The following is a 14,868-nucleotide window of genomic DNA, read 5'->3' on the forward strand; positions in this document are numbered from 1 at the left end:
AAACCCGTTTGGTTCCTGCACAGAAAAAAGAATAATTTTGCGAGGCTGCGGATGACTTTGATTGCGCTTTCCGGCGAGCTGACGGATGCCGGACACCGGCTGCTACAGCGTGTCTACTACGAGGACACCGATTTTTCCGGCGTCGTCTACCACGCCCGGTACCTGCATTTCATGGAGCGGGCGCGCACGGATTACCTGCGGCTCCTGGGTGTCGAGCAGGCGACGCTGGCAATCGCGGGGGATAGCGAAGGCCTGGTCTTCGTCGTCCACCGGATGGAGATCGATTTCAAGCAGCCGGCGCGCATGGACGATATCCTGACGATCACCACGGCGACGGAAAAGGCGGGAGGTGCCAAAATGGTGCTCGCCCAGGAAATCCGCCGGGAGGGTACGCTGTTGATCGCAGCCAAGGTGATCATCGCCGTCATCAACGGGCAGGGCCGTCCGCGCCGGTTGCCGGAGGCGCTCGGCAAGAGGTTTCTTGGGGAAAGCTGACGTCAGCCGTCGGCGTCAACAGCCTTCAGCATGGCCTTTGTCAGGCTCTGTTTCCAGTCCTTGGCGTCCGCCCAGGGGTCTTTGCCGCTTTCCAGGCGCTCCAGAATATCGGGGATATGAAAGCCGTTCGCAGCCTCAAGTTCGTCCAGTTCGTCCCAGCTTACGGGCGTGGCGACCGGGCCGTTGGCGCGGGCGCGCACCGAATAGGGGGCAACCGCAGTGGAGCCGCGCTCGTTGCGCAGCCAGTCGATGAAGATGCGGCCCTTGCGCTTGGCCTTCGACATGGTGGCGATGTAATGATCGGGATCATTATCGGCGATCCTCGCTGAAAGGCCCTTGGCGAAGGCCTTGGCATCAGCCCATGGTGCGCGGCGGGATAGCGGCACGATGACATGGATGCCCTTGCCGCCGGAGACCATGGCCACCGACTTCAAGCCAATCTCTTCCAGCGCGCTTTTAAGCGACACCGCCGCCTGCTTGACGGTTTCGAACGTGACGCTCGGATCCGGGTCGAGGTCGAAGACAAGCCGGTCGGCGGCGTCGAGCTTGTCGATGGTCGATCCCCAGATATGCAGCTCGATCGTGCCCATCTGCACGGCGGCGACCAGGCCTTTGGCATCATTGACGTAGAGATAATTGGCCATATCCCCGTCGGACTCCTCGATCGGGACCTGATGGATCTCGTCGGGAAAGCCGTCGCCGGCATGTTTCTGGTAGAAACACTGATGATCCGGCCCCTGCGGGCAGCGCAGGATCGATGCGGGATGATTGGCGGCGAAGGGCAACATGCGATCGGCAATCACGCCGTAGTACCGCGCAAGGTCGATCTTGGTGATATCCGGATCGGAAAACAGCAGCCGGTCGGCATGGGTGATACGGATGCCGAGCACATCGCCGTCGGCATCCTTTTGCCTGCGTGTGGGGCGCTTCTTCTCCGCTGCCGGCTCGGTCTTCGCCTCGGTTTTGGTCTGCGCAGGCTTGGGTGCTGGTTTCTTCGTCTCTGGCGTCACGGCAGAAGCCTCCTTGTCCTCGCGCAGGCCCTGAAAGGCCCCATGACGGATATGACCGTCATCGGTAAATTCGGCGAAATCTACTTCGGCGACAAGCTCCGGCGTCAGCCAGACCGCATCACGGGCGATTTCGTTCGGCACTGTATCAAAGGGCGACGTCTTGCGCTTGAGCTTGGAGAAGCGGCTGGCGAAATCCGCCATGGTGTCCTCATCGAAGCCGGTGCCGACGCGGCCCTGATAGACGAACTTGTCGCCTTCATAGGCGCCAACCAGGAGCGAGGCGAAGGCGCGGCCGCGTTTGTCGGACGGCGAATAGCCGCCGATGACGAATTCCTGCCGTCTCGTGCATTTGATCTTCAGCCAGCTGCCCACGCGTCCTTCGCGGTAGGGGGCATCGGCCTTCTTGGCGATGATGCCTTCCTGGCCCGCCTTGCACATGGCCTGAAACACCTTTTCGCCATTGCCGCGCACGTGCTCGCTATACTGGATCGCCCGGCTTGTTCCCAGCGTGTCCAAAAGAGTTCTCAGCGCCTCCTTGCGCTCGATCAGCGGCGCCTTGCGCAAATCCTTGCCATTCAGGTGCAGCAGGTCAAAACCATAAAACCGGGTTTCGCCTCCCGTCTTGATCGCCTTCTGCAGGGCGGAGAATTTCGAGCCTTCCTGCGAGGCGGCGACCGCTTCTCCATCGATCAAGGCCGTGTCGCAATCCAGTTGCGCAAAACCGTTGGCAATGTCTGGAAATTTTTCGGTCCAGTCGAGACCCGTGCGCGTGAAGCAGGTGACGCCCTGTTTGCCGATGGAGACCAGCAAACGGTAGCCGTCGAACTTGGCTTCATTCAGCCAGTCGCCGCCGGCCGGTGCGTCGGCGGTGAGGGTTGCAAGTTGCGGCTTAACGAAGGCGGGCGCTTTGCCGGAGCGTTTTCGCTCGCCCTGAGGGTCGGGTTTTTCTTCGGCAATCGCGCCTGCCTTGACGTTTGCGGCGGCACTTTTGTCCGATTCCCAGATGTGGGCCTTCTTTTCGCCCTCGCCGGAGGCGATCTCTTCCATCGAACGTCCGGTTTTCACACTGGTCAGGTTTTCGGTCAGAATGCTTTCGCCGTCCTCGCCGGTGTCCTCGTCATGCTCCTTGATCAGCAGCCAGTTTTCGCGCTTTTCGCCATTGCGCGGTTTCATCCGCACCAGCGTCCAGCCGCCATGCATGCGCTGACCGTGGATGTGGAATTTCAGTTTGCCTTCCTTCAGGCCCTCGTCGGGGTCATTGTCCGGCTCCCACCAGCCGGTATCCCACAGCATCACCGTTCCGCCGCCATATTGCTTCTTCGGGATCGTCCCCTCGAAATCGCCATAAGCCATGGGATGATCTTCGGTGCGCACGGCAAGCCGCTTGTCTTCCGGATTGATGCTTGGCCCCCGCGTCACCGCCCAGCTTTTCAAAACACCTTTCCATTCCAGCCGGAAATCATAGTGCAACCGGGTGGCATCGTGCTTCTGCACCAGGAAAAGCTTGCCAGCCTTGGCGGTTTTCGCCGCGCCCTTCGGCTCCGCAGTTTTTGAGAAGTCGCGCTTGCGGTTATATTCGGACAGCTGATCGTGATGCTCGGCCATGGCGGTGCCTCAGGCGGATTTTTTCTTAGGGGTGGCGGCTTTCTTCGGGGGCGCTTTCTTGGGTGCGGCCTTGGTGCCCGAAGCCTTCTCGCCGCCGCCCTCAAGGCTCTTCTTCAATGCCGACATCAGATCGACGACGTTATCGCCGCGTTTGCCGGTGTCTTCCTCGTCATCGACTTCGATCTTCGCCTTCTTGCCCTTGAGCTTCCGTTGAACAAGATCCTTCAGCGCGGTCGAATAATTGTCCTTGAAGGTGGTGGCATCGAAGGGAGCCGTCTTCTTGTTGATCAATGCTGTTGCGACCTCAAGCAGGTCGTCGTCGGAGGTCTTGCCGGACAGGCCGTGAAACATCGGATCGGCCTTGCGCAGTTCGTCGGCATAGTGAAGCGTCTCCAGGAGAAGACCGTCACCGCAGGGCTTGATGGCGGCGATATATTCGCGCCCGCGCAGCGTCAGTTGTCCAAGCCCCACCTTGCCGGATTTGCGCAGCGCATCGCGCACCATCCGATAGGCATCCTCGGCCAGATCGTCGGAGGGAACGACGTAATAGGGCTTGTCATAGTAGATCGGCGAAATTTCGGAGGCATCGACGAACTGTACGAGTTCCAGCGTCTTCTTGGTCTCAAGTTTGACGGCGTCGATTTCCTCGGGCTCAAGCAGCACATATTTGCCGCTTTCATATTCGTAGCCCTTTACGATCTCGTCGGTATCGACCGGTCCGATGCCATCGACAACCTTGTCATAGTGAACAGGCTTGCCGGAGGGCTCATGGATTTGACGGAAGGCAAAGCGTGCGCCGGTCTTGGTGGCGCTGAAGACTTCGACGGGGATGGAAACCAGGGAAAGGCGAAGCTGCCCTTTCCACAATGCACGCGATACCATGTGTCCACCTTTTCCCTTAAACGGGGTCAGTCCGTACTCTGTTCAGTGCGGAATATTCTTTGCATCCGTGTCGCGTGCCAAAAGGCGTTCAAGGGCCGCCACATCTTCGCTGGTAATCACGGGAACGGGGTCGGAGACCATGGCCTGCAAGACTTCCGGCGAGATCGCACTGTTCTCGATCGCCCATTCCAAAGCCTCGCGCGTCTCGCGCTCCGCCTTCAGCTGCGCATACAACGCAAGGATGAGACGATCGCGATGATCGAAATGCGCCGGCGGGGAGCGCTTGGACGGTTTTTTGGGCGTGATGGTGCTCATGGCCATCTAACGCGGTGGGGTAGGGAATGTTCCGGATGCGCGTGTCCTGGAGGCAAGTCTTCGCCAAGATGTCACTGCAGTGCAGTATAGTAAGACTCTCTTAACCATAATGATGTCTTAATGCCGATATTAGGGTTTTGTGCAGTGCACGTCATCCTTTCACCAAGATTGAACGCAAGAAGGCAGACAGGAAGCTTAAAGATCGGCATGACGCTGGTTATCGGCGGCTGCCGGGTCAATTTTGCAACAATGACGTTTGAGCACCCTGGCTGTGAGCATGAGACTGCTCTTGCCGGGCGTTTGGATTCGGGGATTTGAGACTATGGAACAGGTTGGATTGGCTGCGGCAACGACAGACGTAACGCTGTGGTCGCTATTCATGGAGGCGGGCTTCGTGGTGAAGCTCGTCATGCTGGGACTGATTGGCGCCTCGATCTGGACCTGGGCGATCGTTGTCGACAAGTCGCTGAAATTCGGCAAGGTGCGCCGCCAGCTGGATGCCTTTGAACAGGTGTTCTGGTCCGGTCAGTCGCTGGAAGAGCTTTACCGGACATTGTCCGACCGCACGACCTCGGGCATGGGAGCGATCTTCGTCTCGGCCATGCGCGAATGGAAGAAGTCGTTTGAGCGCGGCGCCCGCTCGCCGATCGGCCTGCAGATGCGTATCGACCGCGCCATGGACGTGACGCTGTCGCGTGAGGCAGAAGCGCTGGAATCGCGGCTCGGGTCGCTCGCAACGATCGGTTCGGCCGGCCCGTTCGTTGGCCTGTTCGGGACCGTTGTCGGTATCATGACGTCGTTTCAGGCGATCGCGGGTTCGAAATCGACCAACCTTGCGGTCGTGGCTCCCGGTATTGCCGAGGCACTTCTGGCCACCGCAATCGGACTTCTCGCCGCTATCCCGGCGGTTATCGCCTACAACAAGTTCTCCGCCGATGCCGGCAAGCTGACCGCTCGCATGGAAGGGTTCGCCGACGAATTCTCGGCCATTCTTTCGCGCCAGATCGATGAAAAGCTGCAGCCGCGCCAAGCGGCGCAGTGACGGCCGCAGTGTCAAAAGCCTGAGCGGCACGAAGACGGAGATAGACCATGGGTATGTCAGCAGCAGGTGGATCGAAGGGTGGCGGCCGGCGCCGTGGCGGCCGGAGTGGCCGCGGCGGCAAGGGCGTCATGAGCGAGATCAACGTGACGCCGTTCGTCGACGTCATGCTGGTTCTCCTGATCATCTTCATGGTTGCCGCCCCGATGATGACGGTCGGCGTGCCGATCGACCTGCCGGAAACGCAGGCAAAGGCCCTGAATGCCGAAACCCAGCCGATCACGATTTCGGTGAAGACCGACGGCCAGGTCTTCCTGCAGGAAACGCCGATCCCCGTCGAAGAGGTCGCGGCCAAGCTCGAGGCGATTGCCACGACGGGCTATAGCGAGCGCATCTTCGTGCGTGGCGATGCGACAGCACCTTACGGCGTGATTGCTGATGTGATGGCGCGTATCCAGGAAGCCGGTTTCAAGAATATCGGTCTCGTCACCCAGCCGCAGAAGGGCCAGTAGAGCGCTTACGATGAAGAGCAGTCTCATCACATCCGCTGTGCTGCATGGCCTGGTTCTGACCTGGGCGCTGGTGTCGCTTGGCAGCCCCAAATCGTTCGAGGTCTCCAGCATGGAGTCCATTCCGGTCGATATGGTGTCTGTCGAAGAGCTGACCCAGCTGCAGATGGGAGACGAAAAGGCTCCGAAATCCGAAAAGCCTTCTCCCATTCCGACGAAAAAGCCTGCCGAAATCAACGATGGTGAAAATGTCGGCGATAACAGCGTCGATCTGAAAACACCGCCCAAACCGGAATCCAAGCCGATCGAGAAGGAATCGACCGGCGCGATCAAGGCTGAGGAAAAGCCGCTGCCGACACCGGAACCGGTGAAGGAAGACACGCCGGAGGTGACGGAAGAAAAGCCGGCATCCGAGCCTGCGACCGAAGTGGCCGCCTTGCCGGAGCCCAAGCAGGAGGTTCAGCCGGACCCGAAGCCGGCAGAGACGCCAGCTGAGGAAAAGCCTGCGGAAAATCCGGATGCGGAAGCGCTGCCGGACAAGGTTCCGACGCCGATGACCAAGCCGAAGGTCGAACAGCCGGCGCAGACGGCCAAGACGCCCGATCGCAAGAACGAAGAAAACAAGACCGAAAAGAAGAAGACATCGACGGCCATGAAGTCGGACTTCGACGCCGATCAGGTGGCAGCGCTTCTCAACAAGCAGGATTCGTCCGGCGGCGGCAAGAAGCGTTCCACCGAAACGGCTTCGCTCGGCGCGAAAAAAACCACCGGCAATACGCTGTCCGCCAGCGAAATGGACGCGCTGCGGGGCCGGATCGAAAACAACTGGTCCGTCGTTGCGGGTATTTCCGGCGCCGAAGGTCTGACGATCACGGTGACGATGCAGCTCGACAAGAATGGCGGCATCGTCGGGCGGCCTGAAGTGGTTGCATCCGGCGGCACGGATGCGGCGCGGCGCACCTTCGAGGGCAGCGTGCGGCGGGCGATCATGAAGTCTGCGCCGTTCGATAACCTGCCTGCCGACAAATACGATTCTTGGAGCGAAGTGGTCGTTAATTTCGATCCTAGCGCCATGCTTTAGAACATCACACGAATGAATGGCTGAAAGGCTCCGTTACAATGTTGAAACGCAACCCCTTCCGTTTTCTAATCGCGCTGGCGACGATGGTCACCCTTGTGGTCGCACCCGCTCATGCGCGCGTGGAAATCAATATCAACAAGGGCAATGTCGAGCCTTTGCCAATCGCCGTCACTGACTTTCTGCAGGGTGAACTGGGCCAGAAGATTTCCGACGTGGTGGCCGCCGACCTGAAGCGCTCCGGCCTGTTTGCGCCGATCGCCAAGACGGCCTTCATCGAAAAAATCACCAATCCGGATGCGGCTCCGCGTTTTGAGGACTGGAAGGTCATCAACGCGCAGGCGCTGGTCACCGGCCGCGTCACCCAGGAAGGCGACGGCCGCCTGAAGGCCGAGTTCCGTCTGTGGGACAGCTTTGCCGGCCAGCAGATGGCAGGCCAGCAGTTCTTCACCCAGCCGGAAAACTGGCGCCGTGTCGCTCATATCATCGCCGATGCGATCTATGAGCAGATCACCGGTGAAAAGGGCTATTTCGATACACGTATCGTCTATGTCGCCGAAAGCGGCCCGAAGACGGCACGCAAGCGGCAGCTGGCCATCATGGACCAGGATGGCGCAAATGCGCGCGGCATCACCAATTCCAACGATATCGTGCTGACGCCGCGTTTTTCGCCGAACAAGCAGGAAATCACCTATATGTCGTTTGAAGGCAACGAGCCGCGCGTCTATCTGCTGCAGCTTGAAACCGGACAGCGCGAAGTGGTCGGCAATTTCCCCGGCATGACCTTTGCACCGCGCTTCTCGCCGGATGGCCAGCGGGTCATCATGAGCCTGCAGCAGGACGGCAACGCCAACATTTACACGATGGACCTGCGCTCGCGCACCACGACGCGGCTGACCTCGACGGCAGCGATCGATACCTCGCCGTCCTATTCGCCGGATGGCAGCCAGATCGTGTTCGAAAGCGACCGGGGCGGCCGTCAGCAGCTTTATGTCATGAGCGCCGGTGGCGGCGGACAGAACCGCATCTCGTTTGGCGACGGCTCCTATTCCACACCGGTCTGGTCGCCACGCGGGGATCTGATCGCTTTCACCAAGCAGTCGGGCGGCAAGTTCTCGATCGGCGTGATGAAGCCGGATGGTTCGGGCGAACGCATCCTGACGACCGGCTTCCACAATGAAGGTCCGACCTGGGCCCCGAATGGCCGCGTCCTGATGTTCTTCCGCCAGAATGCCGGTGCCGGCGGCCCGCAGCTCTATTCGATCGATCTGACCGGCTATAACGAGCAGCTGGTTCAGACCAAGGGCTTCGCCTCCGACCCGGCCTGGTCGCCGCTTCTGGAATAGCCTTCTCAAAGCATTGTGACGGTGCGGCGGGGAATATGGCAAATTTGCCGCTTTCTCGCCGCAAAGGACTGATCTAGCAAGCCCACAAGCCTATTTTGACAAACTGTTAACCATATTCGTTGAAATGGGATTAACCGCTTCCGGTTACAGTCTGGCAACCCTGAATTCCGACCATCCAAGGAGACCGGCCCATGAGCCGCATTCACGCCCAGGCCGCAGGCCGCATGCAATCCCTCGCCCGCAACCCGATCATGATCGCTCTCTTTGCCAGCCTGGCTCTCGCCGCCTGCGCCAAGAAGCCGATGAACAGCGCCGGCGATCTTGGCCTTGGTGCCAACTCCGCAGCGACCCCGGGCTCGGCCCAGGACTTCACCGTCAATGTCGGCGACCGCATCTTCTTCGATACGGACTCCACCTCGATCCGTGCAGACGCTCAGGCAACGCTTGATCGCCAGGCTCAGTGGCTGGCCAAGTACCCGAACTACGCCATCACGGTCGAAGGTCATGCCGACGAACGCGGCACCCGCGAATACAACCTGGCGCTCGGCGCACGCCGTGCGGCTTCGACCAAGGAATACCTCTCCTCGCGTGGTATCTCGGCCTCGAAGATCCGCACGATCTCCTACGGCAAGGAAAAGCCGGTCGCTGTCTGCGACGACATTTCCTGCTGGTCGCAGAACCGCCGCGCCGTCACGGTTCTCGGTGGCGCCGGCATGTAATTGCCGACAGCCGGACGATCTCAATTGCAAAGGGCCGCGTGTTTTTCACGCGGCCCTTTTTTCGTTATGCGGCTGCGCCATGCGCCGCGATGGCGCCGATGATCTGCGGCCAGTCGTTCCTGTGCAGCTCATGGCCACCACCCTCGATCCGCTCCAGTTTCGCGCCCGCGACGGCGTTTGCCAAAGCCTCGCCATGGGCGAGCGGAAAGATCGGGTCCGAGGTTCCATGAATGACGAGGAGGGGGACATGCAGGTCTGCTGCGGCCAGTTGCTTTTTATCGTCGCCGCCTTCCACCAGGAAGTGGTTGGTGGCGTTTGCAAACGAGCGGGCACGGTCCATGTCGTGCTCGATTAGTTGAAGTGCAGCGGCTTCGTCATGCGGATGGGCGGTGCTTGCTATCATGCGAACGTCGCGCATCATGAAACCGGTGACGCTTTCGCGGTCGGTCCAGTCAAGCGTCTCGGCTGTGGCCGCATGTGCGTTATACGCATCGGTAAAACCTGGCAGGCCGTCAATTCCAAGCGGGCTCGAACTTATGATTGTGAGCGTCCGGACGCGGGCCCGATGGGACAGTGCAACGCGCTGGGCGACGAAGCCGCCCATCGACATGCCGATGATATCTGCGGTTTTGATCCCGTAACCGTCGAGAATTGCGACGGCATCCTGCGCCATGTCTGAAAGCGTATAACCGGGCTTTCCAAGCGGGTCGATCGTGGACAGGCCCGTATCGCGATTGTCATAGCGGATGACGAAATGTCCGCGCGCGGCAAGTTGCTCGCAGAACTCCTCCGGCCACCACAGCATCGAGGCCATCGCCCCCATGATCAAAAGCAGGGCGGGGTCGATGGGATGGCCGAATGTTTCAGTGGCAATCTCCACCTCGCCGCGCCTGATCGTCAAAACTGCCATATCCCGCCCTCCAGATTGCGAAATGAAACTAGTTGCATATTGAATTCAGTTTTTGGTTTTGGCAAGAGGACTTTGGTCAGTGTGGTGGTTTCAATCGACGCGCGGCAGAAAGCTTGGACATTCGGGCTGCTCTTTCTTTTTTGTCACACTTTGACCGAACTCCGTTGCTTTTTGAGGCCAATTGGAAAACTGTGCGGAAATCATCCATCGACCGATTTGAACCGGTTCGGGTGAGAGTGGATAGATAAACAGGACACATGACATGAAACATTTTGTCGTGGCGGGATTGATCGGCCTGACTGCCTTTGCGGGCTTTGGACAGACAGTCACCGCCATGCCGCTTTCCGCGCTGTTTAACCGCGCAATTCACGGCGAAACCCAGTCGCCGGGGAACGCGCCGCTGCTCAAGGTCCAGTCGAGTGAGGTTGGACGCATCGGGCAGCTCGAGGAACAGATCCGCTCGCTCAACGGGCGTATCGAAGAGATGAGTTACCAGCTTCTGCAGATGCAGGAGCAGATCCGCAAGTTCCAGGAGGATAACGAGTTTCGTTTCCAGGAACTGGAAGGCGGCAAGTCGGGCTCCACCAAGAAGAGCCAGCTGGAAACACCACGCACCACCGATCAGGCTGCCGCGACTGCGCCGTCAGCCACCGATCAGGCAACGGCAACCGATCCCAACACAGGTTTGGGATCGGGTACCGTTGCCGGTGGCAATACGGGCGCGCCGTCGGCGACGCTTGGCCAGATCATCTTTGACGAAAACGGCAATCCCGTTGCGGCAAACCAGGATACGTCGAGCCTTGAATCCTCGCTTCCCGGCACGGATCAGGGGCTCAACCAGACGCCGGACACCCAGCAGCAGACGGCAGCACTCGACAATCCCGGCGATCTCTACCAGTCGGCCTATGGCCATGTGCTGACAGGCGATTACAGCCAGGCCGAAAACGAATTCCGCAGCTATCTCGAAGCGTTCCCGAAGGGCGAAAAAGCCGCGGATGCGAGCTTCTGGATGGGCGAAGCACAATATTCCCAAGGCAAGTTCAACGATTCCGCCAAGACATTTCTGAATGCGCACCAGGCCTACAGCAAATCGCCCAAGGCTCCGGAAATGCTCTTGAAGCTCGGCATGTCGCTGGCAGCCCTCGACAACAAGGACACGGCCTGCGCCACGCTGCGCGAGGTCAACAAACGCTACCCGAAGGCGTCACAGGCCGTGAAGGCCAAGGTGACCAGCGAACAGGGCCGTCTTGCCTGCTGAGGCGGACCGCGCCGCGCCGCACGCCGCTTTTAAGGCGGCACAACAATTTCTCTCCACCTTCAAGACCCCCGGCATGATCCTCGCCGCCGTTTCCGGCGGCAGCGATTCAAAAGGCTTGCTGCTTGCGCTGCATGAAGCAATCACGCTCGGTGGCTTCTCCGCCTTTTCCCTGTCGGCCTGCACTGTCGATCATGCTCTGCGGCCCGAATCCGCTGCGGAAGCGAACGCGGTGGCAGCATTTTGCGCGCAAAGAGGCATCGCGCACAGCATCCGCCGCTGGCACGGCGACAAGCCTGTGACCGGTATTCAGGCGGCAGCGCGGGCAGCGCGCTATCGCCTGCTTGCCGATGCCGCGCAGGAGATTGGCGCGCTTTGCATCGTCACAGGCCACACCGCTGACGATCAGGCCGAAACGATTGCCATGCGGCAGACACGTTCGAAGCCCGGCGCGCACGGTCTCGCCGGAATGGCGGCCGGTGTTCTTGTCGAGCGACGGGCCTGGGTTCTGCGGCCTTTTCTTCCTCTGCACCGGACGGAGATCCGCGCCTTTCTAACCGCGAAAGGCGAGGGGTGGTTCGATGACCCGAGCAACGACAACCGGCACTTCGAGCGTGTGCGCATGCGCCATGCATTAACCGGGAGCGGCTCGCCGCCTGCGGATATCCTTGCGGCCGGTAGAGCCCGGCTTGCCTCAAGCGAGCGTGCGGCGCTGCTGCTGTCCCGGCAGGTCCAGGGGTTCGAGGGGCTGGTGGCACGCGTGGATCCGGCACTCTCGGCCAAGGTGGACGACCCCGACTGCGCGCGTACGCTTCTGTCGCTCGCGTCCGTGGCCGGTGGCCGTGCGCATCTTCCAGGCCGGGAAACGGCTGCGCGGCTGGCTGCGTTTTTGAAATCGCCCGGCGGCGGACGGATGACGGCGGGGCGGGTGGTCTTCGATAACCGCAAATCGGGGCTCTATCTCTATCGCGAGGCAAGGGGGCTGCCGCATCTCGAGCTTCACCCCGGCGAATGCGCGCTGTGGGATGGCCGCTTTTTCGTCGAAAATACCGGTCGTGACCGGATTGCCGTCCATGCGGGCGGCGAAACGGCCGCGTTTTGCGCGAGACTGATTGCCGCAGGCCTGCCCGAACCGGTGGCCAAGCGCGCCGTCAAATCCGCTATCAGCTTCGGTGCGGTTGCGGCGTTCGCCGCTCTCACCGATGCGCAGGCCGCAGTGCCGCCAACGCCCTTGGTGCAAGCCCATCTCGGCCTCTACGACACCTTTTTGCCGTGTTTCGACCTGATGATGGCCAATCGTATCGCCGCTCTCTTTGGCCGTGATGGCTATCCTGCTCCTCCCGTTCATAATGTTTGACGGAAAAGTTGGGGTTTTGACGGAAAAGTCAGGTTCGTCTTGAGTTTGCCTTGGCAAGGCGGTTACGCAACCCTATGTTAGGCGCAAGAATGCAGCCACAAATCATTGCGGGTTGCGACAGAGGTTCCGGGGAGTTCGATGAACCCTAATTTCAGAAATTTTGCATTGTGGGCAATCATTGCCCTGCTTTTGATCGCGCTGTTCAGCATGTTCCAGCAGCCGACAGAGCGGACGGGTTCGAAGGATGTGCCTTTTTCCCAGTTCCTGAAGGATGTTGACGGAAGTCGCGTCAAGGAAGTGGTGATCACCGGCAACAAGGTTATCGGCTCCTATGCCGAGAGCGGCGCCACCTTCCAGACCTATGCGCCTGCGATCGATACGGCTTTGACCGAGCGCATGGAAGCCAAGAATGTCACCGTGACGGTTCGCCCCGAAACTGACGGCTCTTCCGGCTTCCTCAGCTATGTCGGCACCTTGCTGCCCATGCTGCTCATCCTCGGTGTCTGGCTGTTCTTCATGCGCCAGATGCAGGGCGGCTCTCGCGGTGCGATGGGTTTTGGCAAGTCCAAGGCCAAGCTTTTGACTGAAGCGCACGGCCGCGTGACGTTTGATGACGTTGCGGGCGTCGATGAGGCCAAGCAAGATCTGGAAGAAATCGTTGAATTCCTGCGCGACCCGCAGAAGTTCCAGCGCCTTGGCGGCCGTATTCCGCGCGGCGTGCTGCTCGTCGGCCCTCCAGGTACCGGTAAGACCCTGCTTGCCCGCTCGGTTGCCGGCGAAGCCAACGTGCCGTTCTTCACGATTTCCGGTTCGGACTTCGTTGAAATGTTCGTCGGCGTCGGCGCAAGCCGTGTCCGCGACATGTTCGAACAGGCCAAGAAGAATGCCCCTTGCATTATCTTCATCGACGAAATCGACGCCGTCGGCCGCCATCGTGGCGCCGGTCTTGGCGGCGGTAACGACGAGCGCGAGCAGACGCTCAACCAGCTGCTGGTCGAGATGGACGGCTTTGAGGCCAATGAAGGCATCATCCTGATCGCTGCGACCAACCGTCCCGACGTTCTTGACCCCGCTCTTCTGCGTCCGGGCCGTTTTGACCGCCAGGTCGTGGTGCCGAACCCGGATATCAACGGCCGCGAGCGCATCCTCAAGGTGCATGTCCGCAACGTTCCGCTGGCTCCGAATGTCGACCTCAAGGTTCTGGCCCGTGGTACCCCTGGTTTCTCCGGTGCTGACCTGATGAACCTCGTCAACGAAAGCGCCCTGATGGCCGCGCGCCGCAACAAGCGCGTCGTCACCATGCAGGAATTCGAAGACGCCAAGGACAAGATCATGATGGGCGCGGAACGCCGCTCGTCCGCCATGACCGAAGCTGAAAAGAAGCTGACCGCCTATCACGAGGCCGGCCATGCGATCATGGCGCTGAAGGTCCCTGTTGCCGATCCGCTGCACAAGGCGACGATCATTCCGCGCGGCCGTGCTCTCGGCATGGTCATGCAGCTTCCCGAAGGCGACCGCTATTCGATGAGCTACAAGTGGATGGTATCGCGCCTCGCCATCATGATGGGCGGCCGCGTTGCCGAGGAAATTACCTTCGGCAAGGAAAACATCACGTCCGGCGCGTCCTCCGATATCGAGCAGGCAACCAAGCTTGCCCGGGCAATGGTGACCCAGTGGGGCTTTTCCGACCAGCTCGGCCAGGTTGCCTATGGCGAAAACCAGCAGGAAGTCTTCCTCGGTCATTCCGTGTCGCAGTCGAAGAACGTGTCCGAGGCAACGTCCCAGAAGATCGACAACGAGATCCGCCGCCTGATCGACGAAGCCTATCTCGAAGCCAAGCGCATAATCACTGACATGCACAGCGAGTTTGTTGCGATCGCTGAAGGCCTGCTCGAATATGAAACGCTGACCGGCGACGAGATCAAGGCGTTGATCCGCGGCGAAAAGCCAGCGCGTGATCTCGGTGACGATTCGACACCGCATCGCGGCTCGGCTGTCCCGTCTGCCGGAACCAAGAAAGACGGTTCTGTCGGCAAGGGTGACGAGGCCGAAGGCGGGTTTGAACCGCAGCCGCAATAATCGGCACCTAGCCAAAAAACGAAATTGGACCGCCGCGCCGTCATGCGCGGCGGTTTTTCTTTGTCCCTGATGGCTCCGTGTTGGTAACGCGCTGTAATGAATTCTGATGATAGAACGGGATGATGCCGCGGAAGATTTATGGCATGACGTAGCAAGGTCGCCCAAAAGGATGCGTCGGATTCTGGCGCAACTACAGGCATAACTGAAAATCTGGGCGCTGTGGGAAAGCGGTCTCTTGCGAGGCCCCCGGCGACGGTTTTGTTGCAATG

13 protein-coding genes are annotated in these 14,868 nt (G+C 60.1%); 9 read left to right on the top strand and 4 right to left on the bottom strand.

The annotated features are described in order from the left end of the window. Positions 1 to 51 precede the first annotated feature (51 nt). Positions 52 to 495 (top strand): tol-pal system-associated acyl-CoA thioesterase, encoded by a 444-nt coding sequence (gene ybgC / locus PYR65_RS06140; RefSeq protein ID WP_276120322.1) that lies wholly within the window; start codon positions 52 to 54, stop codon positions 493 to 495. Positions 496 to 497: 2 nt separating this feature from the next. Here ybgC and ligD read toward each other — a convergent pair whose 3' ends face one another. Genes ligD through PYR65_RS06155 form a run of 3 tightly spaced genes read right to left on the bottom strand, consistent with a single transcriptional unit; the run spans position 498 to position 4,307 of the window. Beyond that, positions 498 to 3,110 (bottom strand): DNA ligase D, encoded by a 2,613-nt coding sequence (gene ligD / locus PYR65_RS06145; RefSeq protein WP_276120323.1) that lies wholly within the window; start codon positions 3,108 to 3,110, stop codon positions 498 to 500. A 9-nt stretch (positions 3,111 to 3,119) separates the two neighbouring features. Then, positions 3,120 to 3,992, bottom strand: a complete 873-nt coding sequence (gene ku, locus PYR65_RS06150; RefSeq protein ID WP_276120324.1) for a non-homologous end joining protein Ku — start codon at positions 3,990 to 3,992, stop codon at positions 3,120 to 3,122. A gap of 42 nt (positions 3,993 to 4,034) precedes the next feature. After that, entirely contained in the window at positions 4,035 to 4,307 is a 273-nt protein-coding gene (locus tag PYR65_RS06155; RefSeq protein ID WP_060639586.1) for a hypothetical protein, read from the bottom strand. A gap of 322 nt (positions 4,308 to 4,629) precedes the next feature. Between PYR65_RS06155 and tolQ the strand changes: the two genes are divergently transcribed. From tolQ to pal, 5 genes are all read left to right on the top strand, one after another. Continuing rightward, a complete protein-coding gene (gene tolQ / locus PYR65_RS06160; protein ID WP_060639419.1) occupies positions 4,630 to 5,349 on the top strand; it encodes a protein TolQ in 720 nt (239 codons plus the stop codon). Between the two features lie 47 nt (positions 5,350 to 5,396). Continuing rightward, positions 5,397 to 5,858, top strand: a complete 462-nt coding sequence (tolR, locus tag PYR65_RS06165; RefSeq protein WP_060639420.1) for a protein TolR — start codon at positions 5,397 to 5,399, stop codon at positions 5,856 to 5,858. Positions 5,859 to 5,868: 10 nt separating this feature from the next. Then, positions 5,869 to 6,936, top strand: a complete 1,068-nt coding sequence (locus PYR65_RS06170) for a hypothetical protein (protein WP_276120325.1) — start codon at positions 5,869 to 5,871, stop codon at positions 6,934 to 6,936. Between the two features lie 38 nt (positions 6,937 to 6,974). Further along, on the top strand, positions 6,975 to 8,279 hold the full coding sequence (tolB, locus tag PYR65_RS06175) for a Tol-Pal system beta propeller repeat protein TolB (RefSeq protein WP_060639422.1): 1,305 nt from the start codon (positions 6,975 to 6,977) through the stop codon (positions 8,277 to 8,279). A 191-nt stretch (positions 8,280 to 8,470) separates the two neighbouring features. Beyond that, the gene (gene pal / locus PYR65_RS06180) at positions 8,471 to 8,998 is read left to right on the top strand and encodes a peptidoglycan-associated lipoprotein Pal (protein WP_060639423.1); all 528 of its coding nucleotides are present in this window, start codon (positions 8,471 to 8,473) and stop codon (positions 8,996 to 8,998) included. A 64-nt stretch (positions 8,999 to 9,062) separates the two neighbouring features. Here pal and PYR65_RS06185 read toward each other — a convergent pair whose 3' ends face one another. Then, positions 9,063 to 9,908, bottom strand: coding sequence for an alpha/beta fold hydrolase (locus PYR65_RS06185; RefSeq protein WP_276120326.1), 846 nt, complete (start codon positions 9,906 to 9,908; stop codon positions 9,063 to 9,065). Positions 9,909 to 10,170: 262 nt separating this feature from the next. On the opposite strand from PYR65_RS06185, the gene ybgF reads away from it, so the two are divergent. The 3 genes from ybgF (at position 10,171) to ftsH (ending at position 14,599) form a co-directional block, all read left to right on the top strand. Then, positions 10,171 to 11,166 carry a tol-pal system protein YbgF gene (ybgF, locus tag PYR65_RS06190; protein WP_276120327.1) on the top strand — a complete coding sequence of 332 codons (996 nt, stop codon included), beginning with the start codon at positions 10,171 to 10,173 and terminating at the stop codon, positions 11,164 to 11,166. Positions 11,167 to 11,239: 73 nt separating this feature from the next. Then, positions 11,240 to 12,520 (top strand): tRNA lysidine(34) synthetase TilS, encoded by a 1,281-nt coding sequence (gene tilS / locus PYR65_RS06195; RefSeq protein ID WP_276120982.1) that lies wholly within the window; start codon positions 11,240 to 11,242, stop codon positions 12,518 to 12,520. Positions 12,521 to 12,658: 138 nt separating this feature from the next. Continuing rightward, positions 12,659 to 14,599 (top strand): ATP-dependent zinc metalloprotease FtsH, encoded by a 1,941-nt coding sequence (gene ftsH / locus PYR65_RS06200; protein ID WP_060639426.1) that lies wholly within the window; start codon positions 12,659 to 12,661, stop codon positions 14,597 to 14,599. Positions 14,600 to 14,868 lie beyond the last annotated feature (269 nt).

Origin of the sequence: Pararhizobium qamdonense (assembly GCF_029277445.1) — a bacterium.
GTDB lineage: Bacteria > Pseudomonadota > Alphaproteobacteria > Rhizobiales > Rhizobiaceae > Pararhizobium > Pararhizobium qamdonense.